Annotated in this window: 18 protein-coding genes and 1 pseudogene; 13 read left to right on the forward strand and 6 right to left on the reverse strand. The window is 62.6% G+C overall.

Annotated features, from left to right (window positions below; genetic code table 11):
* Positions 1-75 precede the first annotated feature (75 nt).
* Together SFY93_RS29230 and SFY93_RS29235 are read left to right on the forward strand one after the other, a co-directional pair.
* Entirely contained in the window at positions 76-1,533 is a 1,458-nt protein-coding gene (locus SFY93_RS29230; RefSeq protein WP_320445561.1) for a glutamate synthase subunit beta, read from the forward strand.
* Positions 1,534-1,646: 113 nt separating this feature from the next.
* Positions 1,647-2,404: pseudogene (locus tag SFY93_RS29235) on the forward strand (IS5 family transposase).
* An 81-nt stretch (positions 2,405-2,485) separates the two neighbouring features.
* Here the strand turns inward: SFY93_RS29235 and SFY93_RS29240 are convergent.
* The gene (locus SFY93_RS29240) at positions 2,486-2,953 is read right to left on the reverse strand and encodes an Lrp/AsnC family transcriptional regulator (protein WP_320445562.1); all 468 of its coding nucleotides are present in this window, start codon (positions 2,951-2,953) and stop codon (positions 2,486-2,488) included.
* Positions 2,954-3,132: 179 nt separating this feature from the next.
* Here SFY93_RS29240 and SFY93_RS29245 point away from each other — a divergent pair, with 179 nt between their 5' ends.
* The 7 genes from SFY93_RS29245 (at position 3,133) to SFY93_RS29275 (ending at position 10,925) form a co-directional block, all read left to right on the forward strand.
* A complete protein-coding gene (locus SFY93_RS29245; RefSeq protein ID WP_320445563.1) occupies positions 3,133-3,855 on the forward strand; it encodes an aspartate/glutamate racemase family protein in 723 nt (240 codons plus the stop codon).
* A gap of 101 nt (positions 3,856-3,956) precedes the next feature.
* Positions 3,957-4,898 carry a 4-hydroxy-tetrahydrodipicolinate synthase family protein gene (locus SFY93_RS29250; RefSeq protein WP_320445564.1) on the forward strand — a complete coding sequence of 314 codons (942 nt, stop codon included), beginning with the start codon at positions 3,957-3,959 and terminating at the stop codon, positions 4,896-4,898.
* A 2-nt stretch (positions 4,899-4,900) separates the two neighbouring features.
* Entirely contained in the window at positions 4,901-5,680 is a 780-nt protein-coding gene (locus SFY93_RS29255) for an SDR family oxidoreductase (protein ID WP_320445565.1), read from the forward strand.
* Positions 5,681-5,717: 37 nt separating this feature from the next.
* Entirely contained in the window at positions 5,718-6,689 is a 972-nt protein-coding gene (locus tag SFY93_RS29260) for a Bug family tripartite tricarboxylate transporter substrate binding protein (protein ID WP_320445566.1), read from the forward strand.
* A 19-nt stretch (positions 6,690-6,708) separates the two neighbouring features.
* Positions 6,709-7,959 (forward strand): D-amino acid dehydrogenase, encoded by a 1,251-nt coding sequence (locus SFY93_RS29265; protein WP_320445567.1) that lies wholly within the window; start codon positions 6,709-6,711, stop codon positions 7,957-7,959.
* Between the two features lie 727 nt (positions 7,960-8,686).
* Positions 8,687-9,061 carry a DUF930 domain-containing protein gene (locus SFY93_RS29270; protein WP_320445568.1) on the forward strand — a complete coding sequence of 125 codons (375 nt, stop codon included), beginning with the start codon at positions 8,687-8,689 and terminating at the stop codon, positions 9,059-9,061.
* A 169-nt stretch (positions 9,062-9,230) separates the two neighbouring features.
* Positions 9,231-10,925, forward strand: a complete 1,695-nt coding sequence (locus SFY93_RS29275; protein ID WP_320445569.1) for an SGNH/GDSL hydrolase family protein — start codon at positions 9,231-9,233, stop codon at positions 10,923-10,925.
* Positions 10,926-11,071: 146 nt separating this feature from the next.
* Here SFY93_RS29275 and SFY93_RS29280 read toward each other — a convergent pair whose 3' ends face one another.
* Both SFY93_RS29280 and SFY93_RS29285 read right to left on the reverse strand, forming a co-directional pair.
* On the reverse strand, positions 11,072-11,434 hold the full coding sequence (locus tag SFY93_RS29280; protein ID WP_320445570.1) for a CsbD family protein: 363 nt from the start codon (positions 11,432-11,434) through the stop codon (positions 11,072-11,074).
* Positions 11,435-11,516: 82 nt separating this feature from the next.
* On the reverse strand, positions 11,517-12,251 hold the full coding sequence (locus SFY93_RS29285) for an SDR family NAD(P)-dependent oxidoreductase (RefSeq protein ID WP_320445571.1): 735 nt from the start codon (positions 12,249-12,251) through the stop codon (positions 11,517-11,519).
* 107 nt (positions 12,252-12,358) lie between these two features.
* Here SFY93_RS29285 and SFY93_RS29290 point away from each other — a divergent pair, with 107 nt between their 5' ends.
* Both SFY93_RS29290 and SFY93_RS29295 read left to right on the forward strand, forming a co-directional pair.
* Positions 12,359-13,138, forward strand: coding sequence for an SDR family NAD(P)-dependent oxidoreductase (locus SFY93_RS29290; protein ID WP_320445572.1), 780 nt, complete (start codon positions 12,359-12,361; stop codon positions 13,136-13,138).
* Positions 13,139-13,255: 117 nt separating this feature from the next.
* Positions 13,256-14,143: a TauD/TfdA dioxygenase family protein gene (locus tag SFY93_RS29295; RefSeq protein WP_320445573.1), complete on the forward strand. Its 888-nt coding sequence runs from the start codon at positions 13,256-13,258 to the stop codon at positions 14,141-14,143.
* A 51-nt stretch (positions 14,144-14,194) separates the two neighbouring features.
* Here SFY93_RS29295 and SFY93_RS29300 read toward each other — a convergent pair whose 3' ends face one another.
* Together SFY93_RS29300 and SFY93_RS29305 are read right to left on the reverse strand one after the other, a co-directional pair.
* A complete protein-coding gene (locus tag SFY93_RS29300) occupies positions 14,195-15,160 on the reverse strand; it encodes a Bug family tripartite tricarboxylate transporter substrate binding protein (protein ID WP_089265794.1) in 966 nt (321 codons plus the stop codon).
* A gap of 96 nt (positions 15,161-15,256) precedes the next feature.
* The gene (locus tag SFY93_RS29305; protein ID WP_320445574.1) at positions 15,257-16,654 is read right to left on the reverse strand and encodes a lytic murein transglycosylase; all 1,398 of its coding nucleotides are present in this window, start codon (positions 16,652-16,654) and stop codon (positions 15,257-15,259) included.
* A gap of 262 nt (positions 16,655-16,916) precedes the next feature.
* Here SFY93_RS29305 and SFY93_RS29310 point away from each other — a divergent pair, with 262 nt between their 5' ends.
* On the forward strand, positions 16,917-17,801 hold the full coding sequence (locus SFY93_RS29310) for a UTP--glucose-1-phosphate uridylyltransferase (protein WP_320445575.1): 885 nt from the start codon (positions 16,917-16,919) through the stop codon (positions 17,799-17,801).
* Between the two features lie 3 nt (positions 17,802-17,804).
* On the opposite strand, the gene SFY93_RS29315 is transcribed toward SFY93_RS29310, so the two are convergent.
* Positions 17,805-19,301 (reverse strand): sensor domain-containing diguanylate cyclase, encoded by a 1,497-nt coding sequence (locus tag SFY93_RS29315; RefSeq protein ID WP_414717015.1) that lies wholly within the window; start codon positions 19,299-19,301, stop codon positions 17,805-17,807.
* A 199-nt stretch (positions 19,302-19,500) separates the two neighbouring features.
* Here SFY93_RS29315 and SFY93_RS29320 point away from each other — a divergent pair, with 199 nt between their 5' ends.
* The gene (locus SFY93_RS29320) at positions 19,501-19,773 is read left to right on the forward strand and encodes a hypothetical protein (RefSeq protein ID WP_089266229.1); all 273 of its coding nucleotides are present in this window, start codon (positions 19,501-19,503) and stop codon (positions 19,771-19,773) included.
* Positions 19,774-19,797 lie beyond the last annotated feature (24 nt).

Here is a 19,797-nt window from a genome sequence, read left to right on the forward strand (position 1 = left end):
GAGACGCGGCCAAGTGGCCGCTCCTCAGGATGAGGACGGAATTTGGAACTTAAGAGTTCAGAGGCGTCAGTTGTAATGGGCAAGATCACGGGTTTTCTGGAAATCGATCGTCACGACCGCAAGTACGCGCCGGTTACCGAGCGCCTGAAGGGCTATAACGAGTTCGTCATTCCGCTCAGCGAGAAAGACACCCGCGATCAGGCCGCACGCTGCATGAATTGCGGCATTCCCTATTGCCACGGCACCGGCTCGGTTCAGCCCGGCACGCCCGGCTGCCCGGTCAACAACCAGATCCCGGACTGGAACGACCTCGTCTATAGCGGCAACTGGGAAGAAGCCTCGCGCAACCTGCACTCGACCAACAACTTCCCGGAATTCACCGGCCGCATCTGTCCGGCACCGTGCGAAGCCTCGTGCACGCTGAACATCGATGACAACCCGGTCACCATCAAGACCATCGAATGCGCCATCGTCGACAAGGCATGGGACAATGGCTGGCTGAAGCCGCAGGTCTCCGCCGTGAAGACCGGCCGCAAGGTCGCCGTGATCGGCGCCGGTCCCGCCGGCATGGCCTGCGCGCAGCAGCTCGCGCGCGCCGGCCACGACGTCCATGTCTATGAGAAGTTCGCCAAGGCCGGCGGCCTGATGCGTTACGGCATTCCCGACTTCAAGATGGAAAAGCACATCATCGATCGCCGCGTCGCGCAGATGGAAGGCGAAGGCGTCACCTTCCATTACGGCCGCACTGTCGGCGGCACCTCGCCCGGCGCGATCGATCCCGCCGAACTGCTCAAGGAATATGAAGCCATCGCGCTGACCGGCGGCGCCGAGCACGGCCGCGACCTGCCGATCCCCGGCCGCGAATTCGACGGCATCCATTTCGCCATGGACTTCCTGCCGCAGCAGAACCGCCGCGTCGGCAACGAGCCGCTCGGCGACGTCAAGGAGATCCTGGCCGGTGGCAAGCATGTCGTCGTCATCGGCGGCGGCGACACCGGCTCCGACTGCATCGGCACCAGCCTGCGTCAGGGTGCATTGTCCGTGACCCAGCTCGAAATCATGCCGGCTCCGCCCGAGCACGAGAACAAGGGCCTCACCTGGCCGAACTGGCCGCTGAAGATGCGGACCTCGTCGAGCCAGGCCGAAGGCGCCAAGCGCGAATTCGCCGTGCTGACGCAAAGCTTTGAAGGCGCCGACGGCAAGGTCACCAAGCTGAACTGCGTGCAGGTCGACGACAAGTTCAAGCCGATCCCCGGCTCGGAATTTGCGCTGCAGGCCGATCTCGTGCTGCTGGCGATGGGCTTCGTCCACCCCGTCCACGAAGGCATGCTGAAGACCCTCGGCGTCGAACTCGACCAGCGCGGCAATGTCCGCGCCGCGACGACGGACTTCGCGACCTCGCTGCCGAAGGTGTTCTCCGCCGGCGACATGCGCCGCGGCCAGTCGCTGGTGGTCTGGGCGATCCGCGAAGGCCGCCTGTGTGCGCGTGCGATCGATCAGGCACTGATGGGGACGACGACGCTGCCGAGATAGTGGTTGTGCCTAGCCCTCCCCTTGCGGGGAGGGCTAGAGCCGATCGACATTCAGGATTCCCAAGAGGTTCAATCGCTGATTCATAGGGCTCCATGATTTGCACGGAGCAAGTGATGGGGGCGAAGCGCTACGAATTGAATGAGGCGCAGTGGGTGAAGATTTCTCCGCTGCTGCTGGGCAAGGCTGGCGACGCAGGACGCACAGCGACTGATAACCGCCTATTCGTGAACGGCTGTTTGTGGGTTCTGCGCTCGGGTGCGCATTGGTGCGACCTGCCGGAACGGTACGGCAAGTGGAAGACGGTACATCGGCGGTTCAGCCGCTGGTGCCATGCCGGGGTCTGGGAACGCGTGTTCACAGCCCTGACGGCAGACCGGGATAATCAGTATCTGATGATCGACAGCACCATCGTTCGCGCTCACCAGCAGGCTGCGGGCGGAAAAGGGGGGCTAAAGATCAGGCGCTGGGGCGTTCCCGAGGTGGACTGACCACGAAGATCCATATGCTGGCCGATACACTTGGTCGCCCGCTCCGCTTCATCATCACAGCCGGACAGGCTGGCGACGTCACCCAGGCGCCTGCCTTGCTCCAGGGCCAGACCGGCGAAGCCGTGCTTGCCGACAAGGCCTATGACAGCAACGCGCTGCGCGCGATCATCGCCGATATGGGGGCAACAGCGGTCATCCCGTCCAACCGAACCCGCAAGGTCATCATTCCGCACGACATCAACGTCTACAAGCAGCGCAATCGGATCGAGCGCTGCTTCTGCCGACTCAAACACTTCCGGCGCTTCGCCACACGCTATGACAGACGAACCTCGCACTTTGCTGGCTTCATCCACCTCGCCGCAGCAATGATCTGGAACCAATGAATGTCGATCGGCCCTAGGCCGACGAGCCGGGGGGTCGAAATGCCCGAAGCCGCTTGGAGCGACTGATCGCGGCCGCCCCCGTTATCTGATCTGGATATAGTCTGTCGGAATGGCCGTCGTGAATTTCATCTCTTCCATGGCGATGGCCGAACTGATGTCGGAAAATTCCAGTCGCTTGATCATGCGCTGATAGACGGCGTCGTAGGTTTCGACATCCGGCACCACGATGCGCAGCAGGTAATCGGCCTCACCCGTCAGCCGCCAAGCCTCGACGATTTCGGGGATGTCCGCGATGACCTTCCGAAATGCCTGCAGCCAGTCGGCACCGTGACGCGGCGCCTTCACCGATACGAACACCGTCATCGAGACATTGACCTTGCGTCGATTCAGCAGCGCCACCCGGCGCATGATGACGCCGTCTTCGTCGAGCCGCTTGATCCGGCGCCAGCAGGGCGCGGTACTCAGGCCGACCCGCTCTGCAATCGTCGCGATCGGCACCGAGGCATCCGCCTGTAGGATTTCAAGAATCCGCCGATCGATCAGATCCATTGCCCACGTCCCAAATGAAATTGCCGTGTACCGCCATATTGAGCATTAAAATATTGCAGAATGGCTCGTTGACGTAACCAGTTTGCCAAGAAATCGGCAATCTTGAAAACATATGGGCGAATTTTTCTTGCGATGATCGCTATGATTCGGCCGGACGCGATGAACAGAAGGCCACGGACATGCGGACGATCGGACTCTTGGGCGGGATGAGCTGGGAAAGCACAGCGGTGTATTACCGGCGCATCAACGAACAGGTTCGCCGCCGCATGGGTGGACTGCACTCGGCCAAGGTGATCATGCACTCGGTCGATTTCGAGCGCATCGTGTCCCTTCAAAAGGCTGATGCGTGGGATGCCGCCGGCGACGAGCTTGCATCGCTTGCCCGTGGACTGGAGACTGCGGGCGCGGATTGCGTCCTGATCTGTACCAACACCATGCATAAACTTGCCGATATCGTGCAGGGGGCCGTCTCGATCCCGCTGCTGCACATTACGGACGAGACCGGATCGGCTGTCCGCGCTGCCCATTGCCGGAGGCCTTTGCTGCTGGCCACGCGCTATACGATGGAACAGGATTTCTATCTGGCGCGCTTGCGTGGTGACTTTGGACTGTCGCCGATGGTCCCGGACGCGGAGGACCGCGCGGCGGTCCACGGCATCATCTTCGGCGAGTTGTGTTGCGGCCTTGTGCGCGACACCTCCCGGCAGCGCTATCTCGATGTCATCGCCCGAGCCAAAGCGGCGGGTGCAGACAGTGTGATCCTTGGTTGCACGGAAATCGGCCTGTTGATTGGTCAGCAACATTTCGATCTTCCGGCCTTCGACTCCACGCTGATCCATGCCGACGCGGCGGTAGCGTTCGCTCTGGACAGAGAAGACACGCCGCAAAGCCATGCGGCATGAGACGTTCACCGAGACGTTAAGGCCGCGCCGCGGCACCGGGCTGGCGAGCCGTCAGCATCATGATAGGCTTCGGCAGATTTCAAATTCCAAGGAGACGTGTGATGTCGACGAAAAAATTGACGGGGTCGTTCGTTGCCCTGATCACCCCGTTCAATAAAAACGGCTCGGTGGACTTCGAAGCGTTTCGCAGCCTGCTCGCCTTCCATCGGGATCACGGCACCTCGGCCGTTCTGATCATGGGATCGACCGGCGAAAGCTCGATGCTGTCGCAGGACGAGAAGAAACAGATCATCGTCGAAACCGCAAAGATGAAGACGGCCGGGATGCCGATCTTCTTCGGCTGCACCGGCAACAACACCGAGACGACCATCGCGAATGTGCGCTTCGCCAAGGATAATGGCGCGGATGGCGCGATCCTTGCGGCGCCGGCCTATATCTGCGCGCCCGAAGCCGATATCGAGGGCTTCTTTCTGGACGTTGCCGATGCCACCGACCTGCCGCTCGGCATCTACAACAATCCGCCGCGGGTGAAGAGCGACCTCAACTGGGATCACCTGCTGCGCATCTTCAAGCATCCGAACTATGTCGTTCACAAGGAATCCACCGGCCGCGTCGGCCAGGTGGCGCAGGTCCTGGCCGGCAAGCCGACAGTCTCCGTAATGTGCTGCGATAGCCCCAATCTCGGGCTCGTGGTGCCTACCATGAGCCTCGGCGGCCATGGTACCGCCAATATGACCGGAAATCTTGCACCGGCAGAGCTGGCGACCATCTCCACGCCGTGGACGAGCTACGACGAGGCCGAGGGATTCAGGAATGCCTATCTGGGACTGCTGCCGCTGCTCCACTACACTTATTCGGCGATCAATCCTGTTGCGGTGAAGTCGCTGATGAAGGCTCTCGGCATGCCCGCGGGAGATCTGCGCAAGCCCCTGAACAATCTGGACGGTGAAGCCCTCGCCAAGGGCATCCGCATCATCCAGGAGCTCGAGCTCGACAAGAAATACGGCTACAAGATCAAGCCGCTCTCCGCCGTCGCGGCCTGACGATGGATCTCGGTATACGCGGCCGCAAGGCTCTGCTGAGCGGCGCGAGCCGCGGTCTCGGAAAAGCCTGCGCCATGGCGCTGGCCCAGGAGGGGGTCGACGTCACCATCGTCGCCCGGACCCGCGATGTTCTGGAAGCCGCTGCCGACGAGATACGCGCGGCAACCGGCGTGACCGTCACCGCCGTGACGGGTGACATCGCAACGATGGACGGCCGGACCGCTGCGCTTTCGGCCTGCCCCGACCCTGACATTCTCGTCAACAATGCCGATGGCCCGGTCCCCGGCGATTTCAAGAAGTGGACACGCGACGACTGGATCTCGGCGCTCGACAGCATGATGCTGTGCCACATCGAAATGATACGGCTGACGCACGAAGGCATGATGGCACGCGGCTTCGGCCGCATCGTCAACATCGTCTCGCGCAGTGTGAAGATCCCGCAGATCGAGCTTGGGCTGTCCAACGGCGCACGCTCGGGCCTGGTGGGGTTCGTTGCCGGCTTGGCACGGCAAACGGTTGCCAACAACGTCACCATCAACAATCTGCTGCCCGGCATCTTCGACAGCGACGCGCAGCGTCGGCATATCGAAGGCATGCTCGACGACACCGACAAATCGTTTCAGCAAATCTGGGACGACCGCGCGCGCGGCAATCCAGCAAAACGATACGGCAGACCAGCAGAGTTCGGCGCCTATTGCGCCTATCTCTGCTCGGAACATGCCGCATTCATCACAGGGCAAAACCTGCTGATCGACGGAGGAAGCTACCCGGGGACGTTCTGATCCCGCATCTCTTTCAGCCGGCTTTGGAGTATCCTTGATGAAACGCCTATCTGTTTTCATGGTGTTGAGCAGTCTCTGCGCACTCATCGCAGTACAGGCCTCGGCACAGACCTACCCCAACCACAGCGTCAGCATCGTGGTGCCTTACCCGGCCGGCGGCTCTGTCGACGGTGTCGCACGCATCGTCACCCAGAAGCTGAATGAAACGCTTGGTCAGCATTTCATCGTTGACAATCGGGCCGGCGGCGCCGGGGGCATCGTCGGCGCGAACTATGTCGCCAAGGCTGCCGCCGATGGCTACACGCTGCTGCTGACGGCATCGATCCACGTCATCACACCGTTCCTGAACAAATCTGTCCCCTATGACGTGGTCAAGGATTTCACGCCAATCACGCTCATCGCGTCGACGCCATTACTGGTGAGCACGAGTCCAAATGTGCCGACCAATAACTTGAAGGACTTCTTCGATCTGGTTCGCAGTAATCCCGACAAATATACGTTCGGTACATCGAGCTTCGGGTCGGCCGGACATCTTGCCACCGAGCTGCTCAAACGCGATGCCGGTCTCGATACGCTGGTGATCGCCTACAAGGGTGCCAGCCCCGCGCTGAATGATCTGATGGGCGGGCAGATCCAGCTGATGGTCGACCCGATGCTGTCATCGCTGCCGCTCGCGCAGGGCAAAGCGATCAAGGCGCTGGCGATCACCAGTGCGAAGCGTTCGCCAGCCGCGCCGGAGATCCCGACCGTTGCGGAAGCCGGCATGACCGGTTTCGAATTCGTGTCCTGGTACGGCCTGTGGGCACCGAAGAACCTGCCTCCGGAATTGATCGTCCGGCTGCAGTCGGAAGTTGCCAGGATCGTCGCGATGCCCGACGTCAAGGAACGTTTGCTGACGCTCGGCTTCGAGCCGATCGGCTCATCGACCGAGGACTTCACAAAATATATCGCCAGTGAGATGGATAAGAACGGCAAGATTATCCGCGACGCCAAGATCAAGAGCGAATGATCGGGATCGGACCGCTGTCATGAAAGTCCTGGTGCTGGGCGCAGGCGTGGTCGGCACGACCTGCGCCTGGTATCTGGCGAAGGCCGGTCACGAGGTCACCGTGGTCGACCGTCAGCCCGGTCCGGCGCTGGAAACGAGCTTTGCAAATGCCGGCGGCGTATGCCCGAGTTTCGCTGGGCCATGGGCGGCGCCTGGCATGCCGTTGAAAGTGGCGCGCTGGCTGTTCGCGGCGCATGCGCCATTGATGCTGCGGCCACGCATGGATCCGCATCAGTGGCGCTGGCTTGTGGCCTTCGTGGGCAATTGCACGGCGGAGCGATTTGCCTGCAACAAAACGCGAATGCAGCGCATTGCGCATTACAGCAAGGCCTGTCTGGTCGCTTTGCGCGCCGAGACCGGCATCGCCTATGACGAAGGCACGGGTGGAGTCCTGCAAGTTTTCCGGACGCAGGACGAGATAGACGGCGGTGCGCGCGCGGCGAGCATCCTGCAATCGTTCGGCATTGCCCACCGCATCGTCGATGCAGATGAAGTCCGGCAGATCGAGCCGGCGCTTGCCAGTTCGACCGTCTCCATTGCGGGCGGCCTTCACCTGCCATCCGACGAGACAGGCGATTGCCACCTGTTCACGAGCCGTCTCACGGAGCTGTTGCGCCAGCGCGGCGTCAGCTTTCAGTTTGACGCCAGGATCGAGCGGCTGGTGGTGGACGGCGGTAGGCTCGATCACGTGGTAACCGATCGCGGGCTGCTTCGCGCCGATATCACCGTCGTCGCACTTGGCAGCGAGGCACCGTTGCTATTGCGGCCCGTCGGTCTCCATCTGCCGATCTATCCGGTCAAAGGCTATGCGGTGACGCTGCCGATCGACGATGACGACATGGCTCCGCGCTCCTCGGTCATGGACGAGCACAGCAAGGTCATGATCACGCGGCTCGGCAATCGGATCCGGGCGGCCGGCGTCGCCGAAGTCGCCGGCTACGATCGCACCGCCACGCCGCAGCAGTGCAAGGCGGTCGAAACGGTCGTGCGTGATCTGTTTCCTGCCGCCTCGGCTGGAGGCGACGTGCAGAACTGGGCAGGCCTGCGGCCCATGACCCCTGACGGACCGCCATATCTTGGCCGCACGCCCATCGACAATCTGATCCTCAATCTCGGTCAGGGGTCCAACGGGTGGACGCAGGCCTGCGGCTGCGGCCAGATCATCGCGGACATCGTCTCCGGCAAGCCTCCCGAGATCGATATGGAGGGGCTGACCTACCCTCGCCGGTAGTCGCGGTCCCTCATCGATCCCAAACTGCTCCATCGACCTCGATCACCAGACACTCACGGACGACACGAAATCCCCGATGATGTGTGCGATCGGTGCCTGCCGCCCAAGGTCGGCGCAAATTATTTTCCTATTGCAGAGGCAATTTGTTTGGACTATATTCCCTATACCCCGTCCAACGAGGGGCGCTTCTCGAGGGCGTCTTTGGAGGTGGGACAGGGTGCGGCGCCCGCGGACGTGCCTCGCAAGCATGGACTCGGGAGGTCGGGGGTCACCGTCCGGGCCCACTACGGGGCTCTGCCGCTAGAGTGCGGCTGGACGTGGCACTGGCGAACGGCGGGAAACCGTCGGGATGACGAACCTGCGGGTTCGTGCCTTTGCCCGGAAGAACGGTCCTCTGGACAGAAATCGCCGCGATGGAGCGCCGAAAGGCGTGCGCGCACCGGAGGTCGCTGTCGCAGGCGGCCGACGGGACGCGCCACTGAATACAAAGTAGCGCTTTTCGGCGCTCTATCCCCCTCACTTCAGGCGGGGGACCACCGGAAGGCCAACTTGCGCGGCGGCGCGGGACAGACGGCGCGTGCGCGCATCGATCCCATTTACGACCAGGACTCGCGCAGCGCGACCGGATGCGCGGCGCATCTCAGGGTGGGTAGTCAGCAACCTCCGGACACGCTAAGCGGATGTCATCCCGTCGGTTCATCCTTCCAAACGTGTTGTCCCTTCCCGCATGAAATTCCTGCTTATTCCGCTCGGCCTCGTGGCGCTCACCGCACAGGCCCATGCTAGCGATGCCCGCTTCATGGCGGCCCTCGGCAAGCTCGATCCCAAGACCCGGCTGGAGCAGGTCTGCGATTTCGAGGCGATGCGCAGGATCAGCAAGGGCGGGCCGCGCGTCGAGCGCGCCAAATCCGATGCGCTGATGCCGCCGCAGCATCTCGGCAATACGATGATCGCCAAAGGCGGCGCCTATCGCGCAGGCGGCAAATGGATGCAGGTCGCCTTCACCTGCAAGGCGACGCCGGACCACAAGACAGTGCTGGATTTCACCTACAGGACGGGAACGGTCATTCCGCCCGCCAAATGGCAGTCGCTCTGGAAGTAATCCAGGCCGTCAGGCATTCACCCTGCCGCTAAAAGTTCCGGGATTTGCTTGACGTTAACGCCGGGCGGCGCTTGATGGCGGGATCGCGGCTGCCCGCTTGCGGCCCGAATCCGGTAGTATGTCGAGCGGGAACCTGGGTCTGCGGACCCTGCGATTGCGGTCGAGGCGCATGTCACAGAAGCCCAACTTGCCGAGATGGCGGATCGACCACTGGCGTGCCGAAAAGGGCACGCTGATGGTGCTCGCCGTCGCTTTGGGTCTCCTGATCGGCATCGTGGCTCCCGCATCCGCACAGTTTTTCGGTTTCGGCGGTCCGCAGCAACCTCCGCCGCGTCCGCAGCGCAACGTGCCGCAAGGCGGCGGTGGCGGCTTCGGCTGGTTCGGCGGCGGCAATGACACCCCGTTTTTTGCGCCGTTCCAGCAGCAGCAGGCACCAAAGCGCTCCGCTCCGCGCGAGGACTATTCGCGCGCGCCATCGCCGGAAAAACGCGATGCCCCGGCCGAGCGCAACGTGCTGGTGCTCGGCGACAGCATGGCCGACTGGCTCGCTTACGGCCTCGAGGACGCCTATGCCGAACAGCCCGACATGGGCGTGATCCGCAAGCACAAGACCGTCTCCGGCCTGCTGCGCTATCAGCCGAAGGGCGATCCGGCCGATTGGGCCGCGGCGGCCAAGGGCATTCTCGCCACCGAGAAGCCCGATGCCATTGTCGTCATGCTCGGCCTCAATGACCGTGTCGCGATCCGCGAGCCGGACAAAGCCACCGATAAGAAGGGCGCCAAAAAAGACAGCGCCGCCGAAGTGAAACCCGGCGACAAGCCGGCCGAGCCGGAAGCTGACGATGCGGATATTCCCGATCCCGGTTCGATCGTCACCGAGCGCGGCGCGCGCACCGGCGGCATGGTCGATTTCCGCGACGAGCGCTGGGGCGAACTCTACTCGAAGAAGATCGAGGAGATGATCAATGTCGTGAAGGCGAAGGGCGTGCCCGTGCTGTGGGTCGGCCTGCCGGCGGTACGCGGCACCAAGGCGACCGCCGACATGCTCTATCTCGACAATCTCTATCGCGACGCCGCGACCAAGGCCGGCATCACCTATGTCGATATCTGGGACGGCTTCGTCGACGAGGCCGGCCGCTTCCTGCAGCAGGGCCCGGATTTCGAGGGCCAGATCCGCCGGCTGCGTGCGGCCGACGGCGTCTATTTCACCAAGGCCGGCGCCCGCAAGATGGCGCATTACGTCGAGCGCGAGATCACCCGTTTGCTCTCCGGCCGCTCCGCGCCGATCGCGCTGCCGAGCGAGCCTGCGACGCCGGACCTCAATGCCGTGCCCGGCGCGACGCCGCCGCGTCCGCTGGCAGGTCCCATCGTGCCATTGGTCGCCTCCTCCGTCGGCACCGATCAACTGCTCGGCGGCCCCGGCGTGAAGCCGGTGAGTGTCGATGCGCTGGTGGCGCGCGTATTGGTGAAGGGCGAGCCGCTCTCAGCGCCCGCCGGCCGCGCCGATGACTTTGCATGGCCGCGCCGCGAGATCGGCCGCGAACAGGCCAAGGGCGATGTGCCCGTAGCTGCAGTCACCCCGACCACATCAGGCACGAGCGGCGCGACTGCTGCGGCGACCGGACCGGACGGCATCGTCCCCGTGATGGCGCCACCGACCGCGCCGAAGAAGAAGCCGAAACCCGTGATCGCCACCGAAACGCCGTCATCCTTCGGTAGTTTCTTCGGGTTCGACGATGCGCCGCGGCGCGCGCCCGTCCAGCAGGCGCCCCAGCGCCCCCGCCCGGCCCAAGCACCGGGCCCGCGCCCGCCGGCCAATGTGGGCCCCGCCGCCTCCGCCCCCTCCGGTTTCTTCACGCGCTAACCGCGCGAAGAATTCCAACGCGAAATTTCAGAGTCAAAAAAATCCCTCAGCCTTTGCGGGCTGAGGGATTTTTGCTTCTTATACGTTTTCTCGAACACAACTGCTGACGCTTCTGCGGCGTCCGTTATGTCGGCCGCGATCTGCGATCAATAGCCGAAACGGTTCGGACGACGGCGCGGCGGACGCGTCATCAGCATCGCCAGCGCAAAGCCGATACCACCTGCGATCATCAGCGAGCCCAGCGGATTGTCGCGGACCTTGTCGGTGATCGCCTGCGTGCCGTCGCGATAGATGTCGCTGTCGAGTGCATCCTTGGCATAGCTGGTGGCGGCGTCCGATGCGTCGCGCACGGCATCCTTGGCTTGGCCATACAGGTTCTGCACGGTGCCCGTCGCTTCGCGCGCGCGGCCCGAGGCTTCAGTCCGCTCGTCGCCCGTGGCTCGGCCGATTACACCTTCAACCTTGCCGGCCGCATCCTTGGCTGCGCCCGCAATACGGTCCTTGTCCATGTCCATTACTCCGTGAGGAAATTCTCGCCGGTGTAATGCCTGAAGCCAGTACTGGTTCCGTCGCGATGCAGGCGCCGTGAATTTAAAGGATCAAACCGCCATCGACGACCAGCGTATGACCGCAAACATAGGATGACAGCGGCGACGCGAGGAACAATGCAGCGCCGGCTATGTCGGCAGGCGTGCCGAGACGCTGCAGCGGGATCTTCGCGATCGCCCCCTCCAGCCGCTTCGGATTGGCGGTCGTGACCTTTGTCATCTTGGTGTCAACGAGCCCGGGCGCGATGCCGTTGACACGGATGCCGTCTTCCGACCACGCCTGCGCCAATGTGCGCGTGAGCCCAACTGCGCCGGTCTTCGACGCATTGTAGGAGGGATTGCCCTTGGTGGCATGATAGGCCGCGGTCGAGCTGACGATGATCAGGCGCCCGTTGCTTGCTTTCAGCTGCGCATGAAACTTCGTCGCGCAACCCATCAGGCTCATCAGGTTGACTTCCATCACCTTGCGAAAGCCATCCATTTCGAACTCACCGCGGCGATAGATCACAGCACCCTGCGCGAGGATCAGCACATCGACCCGATCGAGCTTCGGATCGAAGGCGTCGATGGCCGACGCGCTGCCAACATCGAGCTGACTGTAGCCGAGGCCGTCGAGATCGGAACCTTCATCGATCGTGTAGTCGCTGGCCTTGGCGCGCGTACCGCACACATGCACGCGTGCGCCGCGCGCACGAAACGCCTGCGCCATACCATTGCCGATGCCGCTGGATCCTCCGACGATGAGCACCTGCTGGCCGCTGAAATCGAGTTCGTTCATCCCTGATCGTCCTTCTTGATTTTATCGGCACATGTTTGACCGCGCCGACGATCGGTGCAAGCCTTCAATCAAGCCTCACCATGAAGGCGCAAAATTCGGAGGATGCCTTGTCGGATTACAAACAACTCAGCCGCTCGGTGCGCGGCCTCACAGTTCTCGTCACCGGCGCTGCAAGCGGCATGGGCCGCGCGACGGCGCGCGTGTTCGGCGACGAAGGCGCCAATGTTGCCGTCACGGATATTTCGGCGGACGGGATTGCCGCGGTGTCGGGTGCGATCACATCAGGCGGCGGCAGCGCACACGCATGGACCCTCGATGTCGCCGATCCCGATCGCATCCGCACAGTGGTTAGCGACGTCGCTGCGCATTTCGGCGGCCTCGATATCATCGTCAACAATGCCGGCATCTCGGTGAGCACCGCGATCGACCAGGACGGCTATGACGCCGCATGGGATCGCGCCATCGCGGTGATGCTCACCTCGCATCAGCGCATCATCCGCGCCGCGCTGCCGCACCTGCGCAAATCACCATCGCCGCGGATCGTCAACATCGCGTCCACCGAAGCGCTCGGCGCCACCGCACTGCACAGTCCCTATTCCGCAGCAAAAGCCGGCGTCACGGGTCTCACGCGCTCGCTCGCGGTGGAGCTCGGCCGCGACGGCATCACTGTGAACTGCATCTGTCCCGGCCCAATCACGACGGGCATCACCGAGCGTATCAGCGACGAACACAAGGCAATCTTTGCCAAGCGCCGCACTGTACTGCGCCGTTATGGCGATCCCGAAGAGGTCGCGCATATGACGCTAAGTCTGTGCCTGCCGGCCGCGTCCTATATCACAGGCGCGGTGATCCCGGTCGACGGCGGCCTCATGGCACGCAATGCCTGACGGCATTCACGCCGGTTGACTTCGCAACTTGCGGGCGTAGCATTTTTCTCAAGCGGCACGGCATCGCTGGAAGCCGCAATCGAATGGGTCAACCATTCCACACGGAGGAAATCTGCAATGCCCGTGACGATCCGCAAACTGCATCCCTTGTTCATCGGCGAGGTGACCGGCGTCGATCTGACCAAGCCGGTCAGCCCTGATGACGCCGTTGCCATCGAGCGCGGCATGGATGACTACGCCGTCTTAATATTCCCGAAGCAGGATATCACCGACGAACAGCAACTCGCTTTCGCACAGAATTTCGGCGAGCGCGAAAATCGAAAAGGCGGCTCCGTCACCAAGAAGGAAGATTACCGGCTGACATCGGGGCTTGCAGATGTGTCCAATCTCGGCAAGGACGGCAAGCCGCTACCGAAAGACAGCCGCGCTCATCTCTTCAATCTGGGCAACTGCCTGTGGCATTCGGACAGCTCCTTCCGGCCGATTCCGGCAAAATTCTCGTTGCTGTCGGCGCGCGTGGTCAATCCGAAGGGTGGCAATACCGAATTCGCCGACATGCGCGCGGCCTATGATGCGCTCGACAACGACACCAAGGTCGAGATCGAGGACATGATCTGCGAACATTCGCTGATGACCTCGCGCGGCGCGCTCGGCTTTCTCGACTACACCGACGAAGAGAAGGAAATGTTCAAGCCGGTACTGCAGCGGCTTGTGCGTACGCACCCGGTGCATGGCCGCAAATCACTCTATCTCTCATCCCATGCCGGCGCGATCCAGGGCATGTCGGTGCCCGAAGCCCGCGTGTTGCTGCGCGATCTCAACGAGCATGCCACGCAGCCGCAATTCGTCTATGTCCACAAATGGACGCTGCATGACCTCGTGATGTGGGACAATCGCCAGACCATGCATCGCGTCCGCCGCTACGACCAGTCGCAACCGCGCGACATGCGCCGGGCCACAGTCGCCGGCAATGCGCCGACGGTGGCGCAGCAGGCGGCGGAATAACCTGCCGTCAAAGACAGGCGCGCCGCACGATGCAGCGCGCCTGTGTGCGTTCTAGATCCGCTCGATCTTTGCCTTCTCCAACACCTCGCCCCAACGCTTCACGTCGGAGGCGAGGAGATCGATGACCTCCTTCGGCTGCGAGGCCTTAGCCTGGCTACCGAGCGACAGCAGCCGCTCCTTCACGCTCTCATCCTTGAGCAGTGTGACCGTCGCAGCGTTCAACTTTGCCACGACGTCGTCGGGAAGGCCGACCGGGCCAACGAGGCTGTACCAGCCCGGCGCGGCGTAGCCGGGAAAGCCCGCTTCGGCCACGGTGGGAATATCGGGGAAAGACGGGAAGCGTTCAGCCGTCGTCACGGCGAGTGCGCGGAACTTGCCGGCCTTGATCTGCTCGATCATCGAGATCGGCGGATCGACCATGAAGTCGATGCGCCCCGCGAGGACCTCGACAACGGCCTGAGCGCCGCCGCGAAACGGAATGTGCTGAAACTTCACGCCGGCCAACTGCCCGATCTGCTCGACGATCAGATGCGGGCCCGAGCCGACACCGGGCGTGCCGTAAGTGAGCGGCTTGTCCGGCTGCTTCTTTGCAGAAGCGATCAACTCGGCGAGATTCTTGAAGGGCGCGTCCGCATTACACGAGAACATGTAGGGCGCTTCGGAAACCTGACAGATGCCCTTGAGGTCATCGACCGGTTTGTAAGGCAGGCTCTTGTAGAAGGCCGACGACGCACCATAGGTCGCGGTAATCAGCGAGATCGTGTAGCCGTCAGGCGCCGAGCGGGCGAGCTGCGCCCCGGCGAGCGTCGTGCCGGCGCCGGGCTTGGTTTCGACCACCACGGTCTGGCCGAGAATTTTCGACAGACCTTCGGCGAGCACACGCGAGGTTGCGTCGGTGCCGCCGCCCGGCGCGAAACCGTGCAGCAGGGTGATGGACCGTTCCGGCCACGCCGCTTTGGCCTGAAATGGAAGAAGGCTTGCCGACAATCCGGCCAGCAGCGTGCGCCTGTTCAACATCGATAGTCCCCAAAGAATGCATCCAAGGGGACCAGCGTAGCATGCATGCTGCACTGCGGTATAATGTTATGCGCTGTGGGCCTCTGCGCAGGACGCCTATCTAGCCCGGAGCCGATCCAGCATCTCCGACGATGCAAACCCGTCAGCGGGCGCGCCGACGGAGGCCTGGAAGTTGCGCAAGGCTTCGCGGGTCTGGCCGCCGAACTGGCCGTCCGGCGTGCCTTTGTAGAAGCCGCGCTGCGCCAGCAGTTGCTGTAGCTCGAGCCGCTCGGCGCGGGACAGCACGCGCTCCTGACGCGGCCATGGCTGCACGAAAGGCGGGCCGCCGCGCAACCGGTCGGCGAAATGGCCGATGGCCATCGCATAGGCCTCGGCCGGATTGTATTTCATGATGACGCGGAAATTCGTCAGCATCAGAAAGCCCGGCCCCTGCGAACCGGCGGGCGCGAGTAGATAGGCCTTTTCCGTCATGCGCGGAAACGGCTGGTTGTTGGCGCGCTTGAGGCCGAGTTGCTCCCATTGCGGCAGCGTCATCGCCTTGGCCTTGTCGGCGAGCATGTAGTTGAAGCCTTGTGGCACGACGACCTCGTAGCCCCAGGTCTGGCCGCTCTGCCAGCCATCCTTTTTCAGGTTGTTGGCGGTCGAGAAGATCAGATCAGTCGGATTGTCCACCACATCGCGGCGGCCGTCACCGTCGCCGTCCACCGCGAAGCGCTTGAACGCGGTCGGCATGAACTGGGTCGGGCCGAATGCGCCGGCCCAAGAGCCGCGCATCTGTTCAGGCCTCAGATCGCCGCGATGCAGGATTTCCAGAGCAACCAGAAACTCATCCTTGAAATAGGCCTGGCGGCGGCCGACGCAGGCTAGCGTCGCCGTCGAGCGCAGCACACTGCGATCGCCGATCATCGTCGAGTAGTTCGACTCGATGCCCCAGATCGACGCGACGATGTAGCGATCGACGCCGTAGGCCTTCTCGGCCGCATCGAAGATGGTCTTGTACTGCGCCAGCACCTCGCGGCCCTTGGCCATTCGGTTGTCGTTCACCAGGATGTCGAGATAGTCCCAGATCGCCTTGGTGAATTCCGGCTGCGAATCCATCAGGTCCATGATTCGCAGATCCGGCGTCAGCCCGGCGGTGAAACGCTGATAGCTGTCCTGCGAGATGCCGCGGCGTGCGGCATCAGGCCACAGTCCGGCAATGCAGTTGTCGAAATTACCAGCGGCCTCGCGGATTGCCTGTGCAGTCATCAGCGGATGGCCGGATGCGCCGTCCTCGCCGCTCCAGGGCTGCGCTCCGGGCGCGCCGGGCAGTGCCGCCTGTGGCGGCGGGTCCTGGGTCTGCGCCGATCCGCTAAAGATATTGTCGAACAGGCTGAAAGGGCCGCTCTTGCTCTGCGCCTGCGCCGCCACGGGCAGGGCTGCCGTAAGCAAAACTGCGCCGAGCGCAGCTACACCGCATGTCAGGCTACGCGCCATCTTCGTCGCAGATTTCATCGCTATCCATCTCGGGAATCTGACCGGAATTTGGTCATGACTGTGGCATGACAGGAGGCCCGGTGAGGGTTTCCATCAGCTTAACACTATTCCAGTTTTGCGTGGCCGGGCGGACGTGCCGCGCGGCAGACAGGATAATTGCAGACATGTAGCCCGGCACCACACATCCGCCTTTGTTCCCGGTTGCAAACGGAACCAGCAGGCGCAATCTTCGTTGGCCTGCCTGCGTCGTTCCCCTCCAAGGTCATTGCAAAGTCCCCTGATGAAAATTCGCAAAGCCGTTTTTCCGGTCGCCGGCCTCGGCACCCGCGTCCTTCCCGCCACCAAGGCGATGCCGAAGGAAATGCTGACTATCGTCGATCGGCCGTTGATCCAATATGTGGTCGACGAAGCCCGCGAGGCCGGCATCGAACATTTCATCTTCGTTACCGGCCGCAACAAGGGCATCATCGAAGATCACTTCGACCGCATGTTCGAGCTCGACGAGACACTCAAGAGCCGCAACAAGTCTGCCGAGATCGAACAGCTGGCGCTGTCCCAGCCTGCCGCCGGCGCCATGAGCTTCACGCGCCAGCAGGCGCCGCTCGGGCTTGGCCATGCCGTCTGGTGTGCCCGCGATATCGTCGGCAATGAGCCCTTCGCCGTGGTGCTGCCGGACGAACTGGTGCTGAATTCCCCAGGCTGCCTGAAGCAGATGGTCGATATCGCGGGAGCGCTTGGCGAAAAGTCCAACCTCGTTGCCGTCGAGGAAGTCCCGATGGACATGACGCATCAATACGGCATCTGCGGCGTCGGCGAGCGCCACCCAACTCACGAAGCCGCTTTCACCATCGACGGCATGGTCGAGAAACCCCCGAAGGGCACCGCGCCGTCCAACCTTTCGATTACCGGCCGCTACATCCTGCAGCCGGAGATATTCAAAATTTTGGAGACCCAGGAGCGCGGCGCGGGTGGCGAAATCCAGCTCACCGATGCGATGATCGGCCTCGCCGAGAGCCAGTCGTTCTACGGCGTGGAATTCGAAGGCGAGCGGCACGATTGCGGTTCGAAGTCGGGCTTCCTGCGCGCCAATATCGCGTTCGGCCTGCAACGCCCTGATCTGCGCCAAGGTCTGCGCGCCGAAATGCTACGTTACCTCGGAGAGTAAGCGCTAGGCTGCAATCGCCTGGTGCGCATCGCCTGCGATGACACACTGGTTGCGGCCTGCGGCCTTCGCCGCATAGAGCGCCTTGTCGGCAGCTTCTACCAGTCCCGTCCACTCCATCGTCACCAGCGGCTTCACGCTGGCGACGCCGATGCTGACCGTGAGCATCGCAGGATCGGCCGGCACCTGCTCGACGCGACGTCGAATGGTTTCGGCAACCTCATAGGCATCCTGCACGGTCGCACCGGGCAGCAGCACGGCGAACTCTTCCCCGCCATAGCGCGCGGCACAGTCGCCGGCCCGCTTCGCCGCTCCTGCGATGCAATTCGCGATCGCGATCAGGGCAGTGTCTCCGGATTGATGACCGAAGCTGTCGTTGAAAACCTTGAAATGGTCGGCGTCGATCAACAGCAGTGCCATCGGCCGTGAATGCCTGATGGCGCGACGCCATTCCAGCTCCATCGCCGCATCGAATTTGCGGCGATTGCGCAGTCCAGTGAGACCATCGGTCGTGGCCAGTTCTTCGAGCTTGTGCTCTGCGTGTGCGCGGCGGCCTATTTCGCGCGCCAGGAACAGTGTCACCGCGGTGATGAAGATAATCAGCGCCAGCATGATGCCGCCGATCTTGATCGCCTGCTGATACCACAGACTGTAGATGCCGGCCCACGGCCGGCCGACGATCACGAGCAACGGCCGACCGCTGTCGCGCCACACATAGAGGCGCTCGATCTGGTCAACGACACCGACGCCCGAATACGACCCGTTGGACCGGCTCAGCGCCCGCATCACGCCGGGGGTCTTGCTCAGATCCCTGCCGACCACGTCGAGATCGAACGGCGTACGCATGATGACGACGCCGTCGCGGCGGATCACTGTGATGTTGTCGTCCTTGTTCAGCCGCAAGCGGCCGAACAGATCATGAAAGTAGGCGAACCGGATGGCACCCGCGACGACGCCGGCAAAATTGCCATCGACGTCGGTGATGCGGCGGCTCAGCACGACGGAATACGCGCCCCGGTGCAGCATCGGTTTGCTGACATAGAGCCCGCGCTCGCCGTCGAACTTGTGTACCTTGAAGAACTCTTCGTCGGCACTGCTCTGCTTGACAGGATCGAGCGATGCCGCATCGATGATAAGATCGCCATGCGCATCGAACACCTGAATGGATGCAAACTGGCGCGCTGATGCCGCATTGTCGAACAGGATCAGCTGGCGCATTTCCTTGCTGAGCTTGTCGATCTCGGGCGTATTGATGCCGGAAATGACGGCGCGCAACGACAGATCGTATTGTTCAACGGTTCGACCTATATCAGAATCGATGGAGGTGGCGAGGTTCTCGGCAGTCTGTCGCGCGAGCGCTTCCTCGCCGCGGCGCATATCGAGCATCACAGTGCCGCAAACGGCCGAAAAGCCAATGATCGTGACCAGCGACGACAGAATCAACAGCTTGGCCGATAACGGCCAGCGTCGAATTCCCGTGCTTGCATTCCCCGACTTCATCATGTGCTCCGTACCCCACGGATCGCACGCGAATGCTTGCCGAGCGCTTAAGTACCGGCTTTGGGTTCCACACGGCGTTAACGAACGGTTGCGGAAAATGCTCGGATGACGCACTTCCGATGTCGATTTACCGAAATCGCGCTGTAGCGCCTGATCGCGCGGGCGCGTATGACGTTTGCGAGATTATACCGAGGACAATTCCGTGCCTGACTACGACCTGCTCCGCGCCTACCTGGCCAGCCAGACCAAGGACGAATTCGTGCTGAGCATGGATGCGATCGAGGAGATCATCGACGACGCGCTGCCGCGCGCGTCGCACCGGGCCTCGTGGTGGGAGACCGAGCGCGCGCCCGATGAGCACATGCCGCAGCGCGAGGCCTGTATCGCAGCCGGCTTCATCGCCATCCGATTGCCCGATGGCTCCGGTGTGAAATTTCGCCGGAAGACGGCCAAGTTCATGCGGAAGTGGAATTAGGACGAGCGACGTGGCGCTCAGCGA

It is taken from the genome of Tardiphaga sp. 42S5, assembly GCF_034044155.1.
Classification (GTDB): domain Bacteria; phylum Pseudomonadota; class Alphaproteobacteria; order Rhizobiales; family Xanthobacteraceae; genus Tardiphaga; species Tardiphaga robiniae.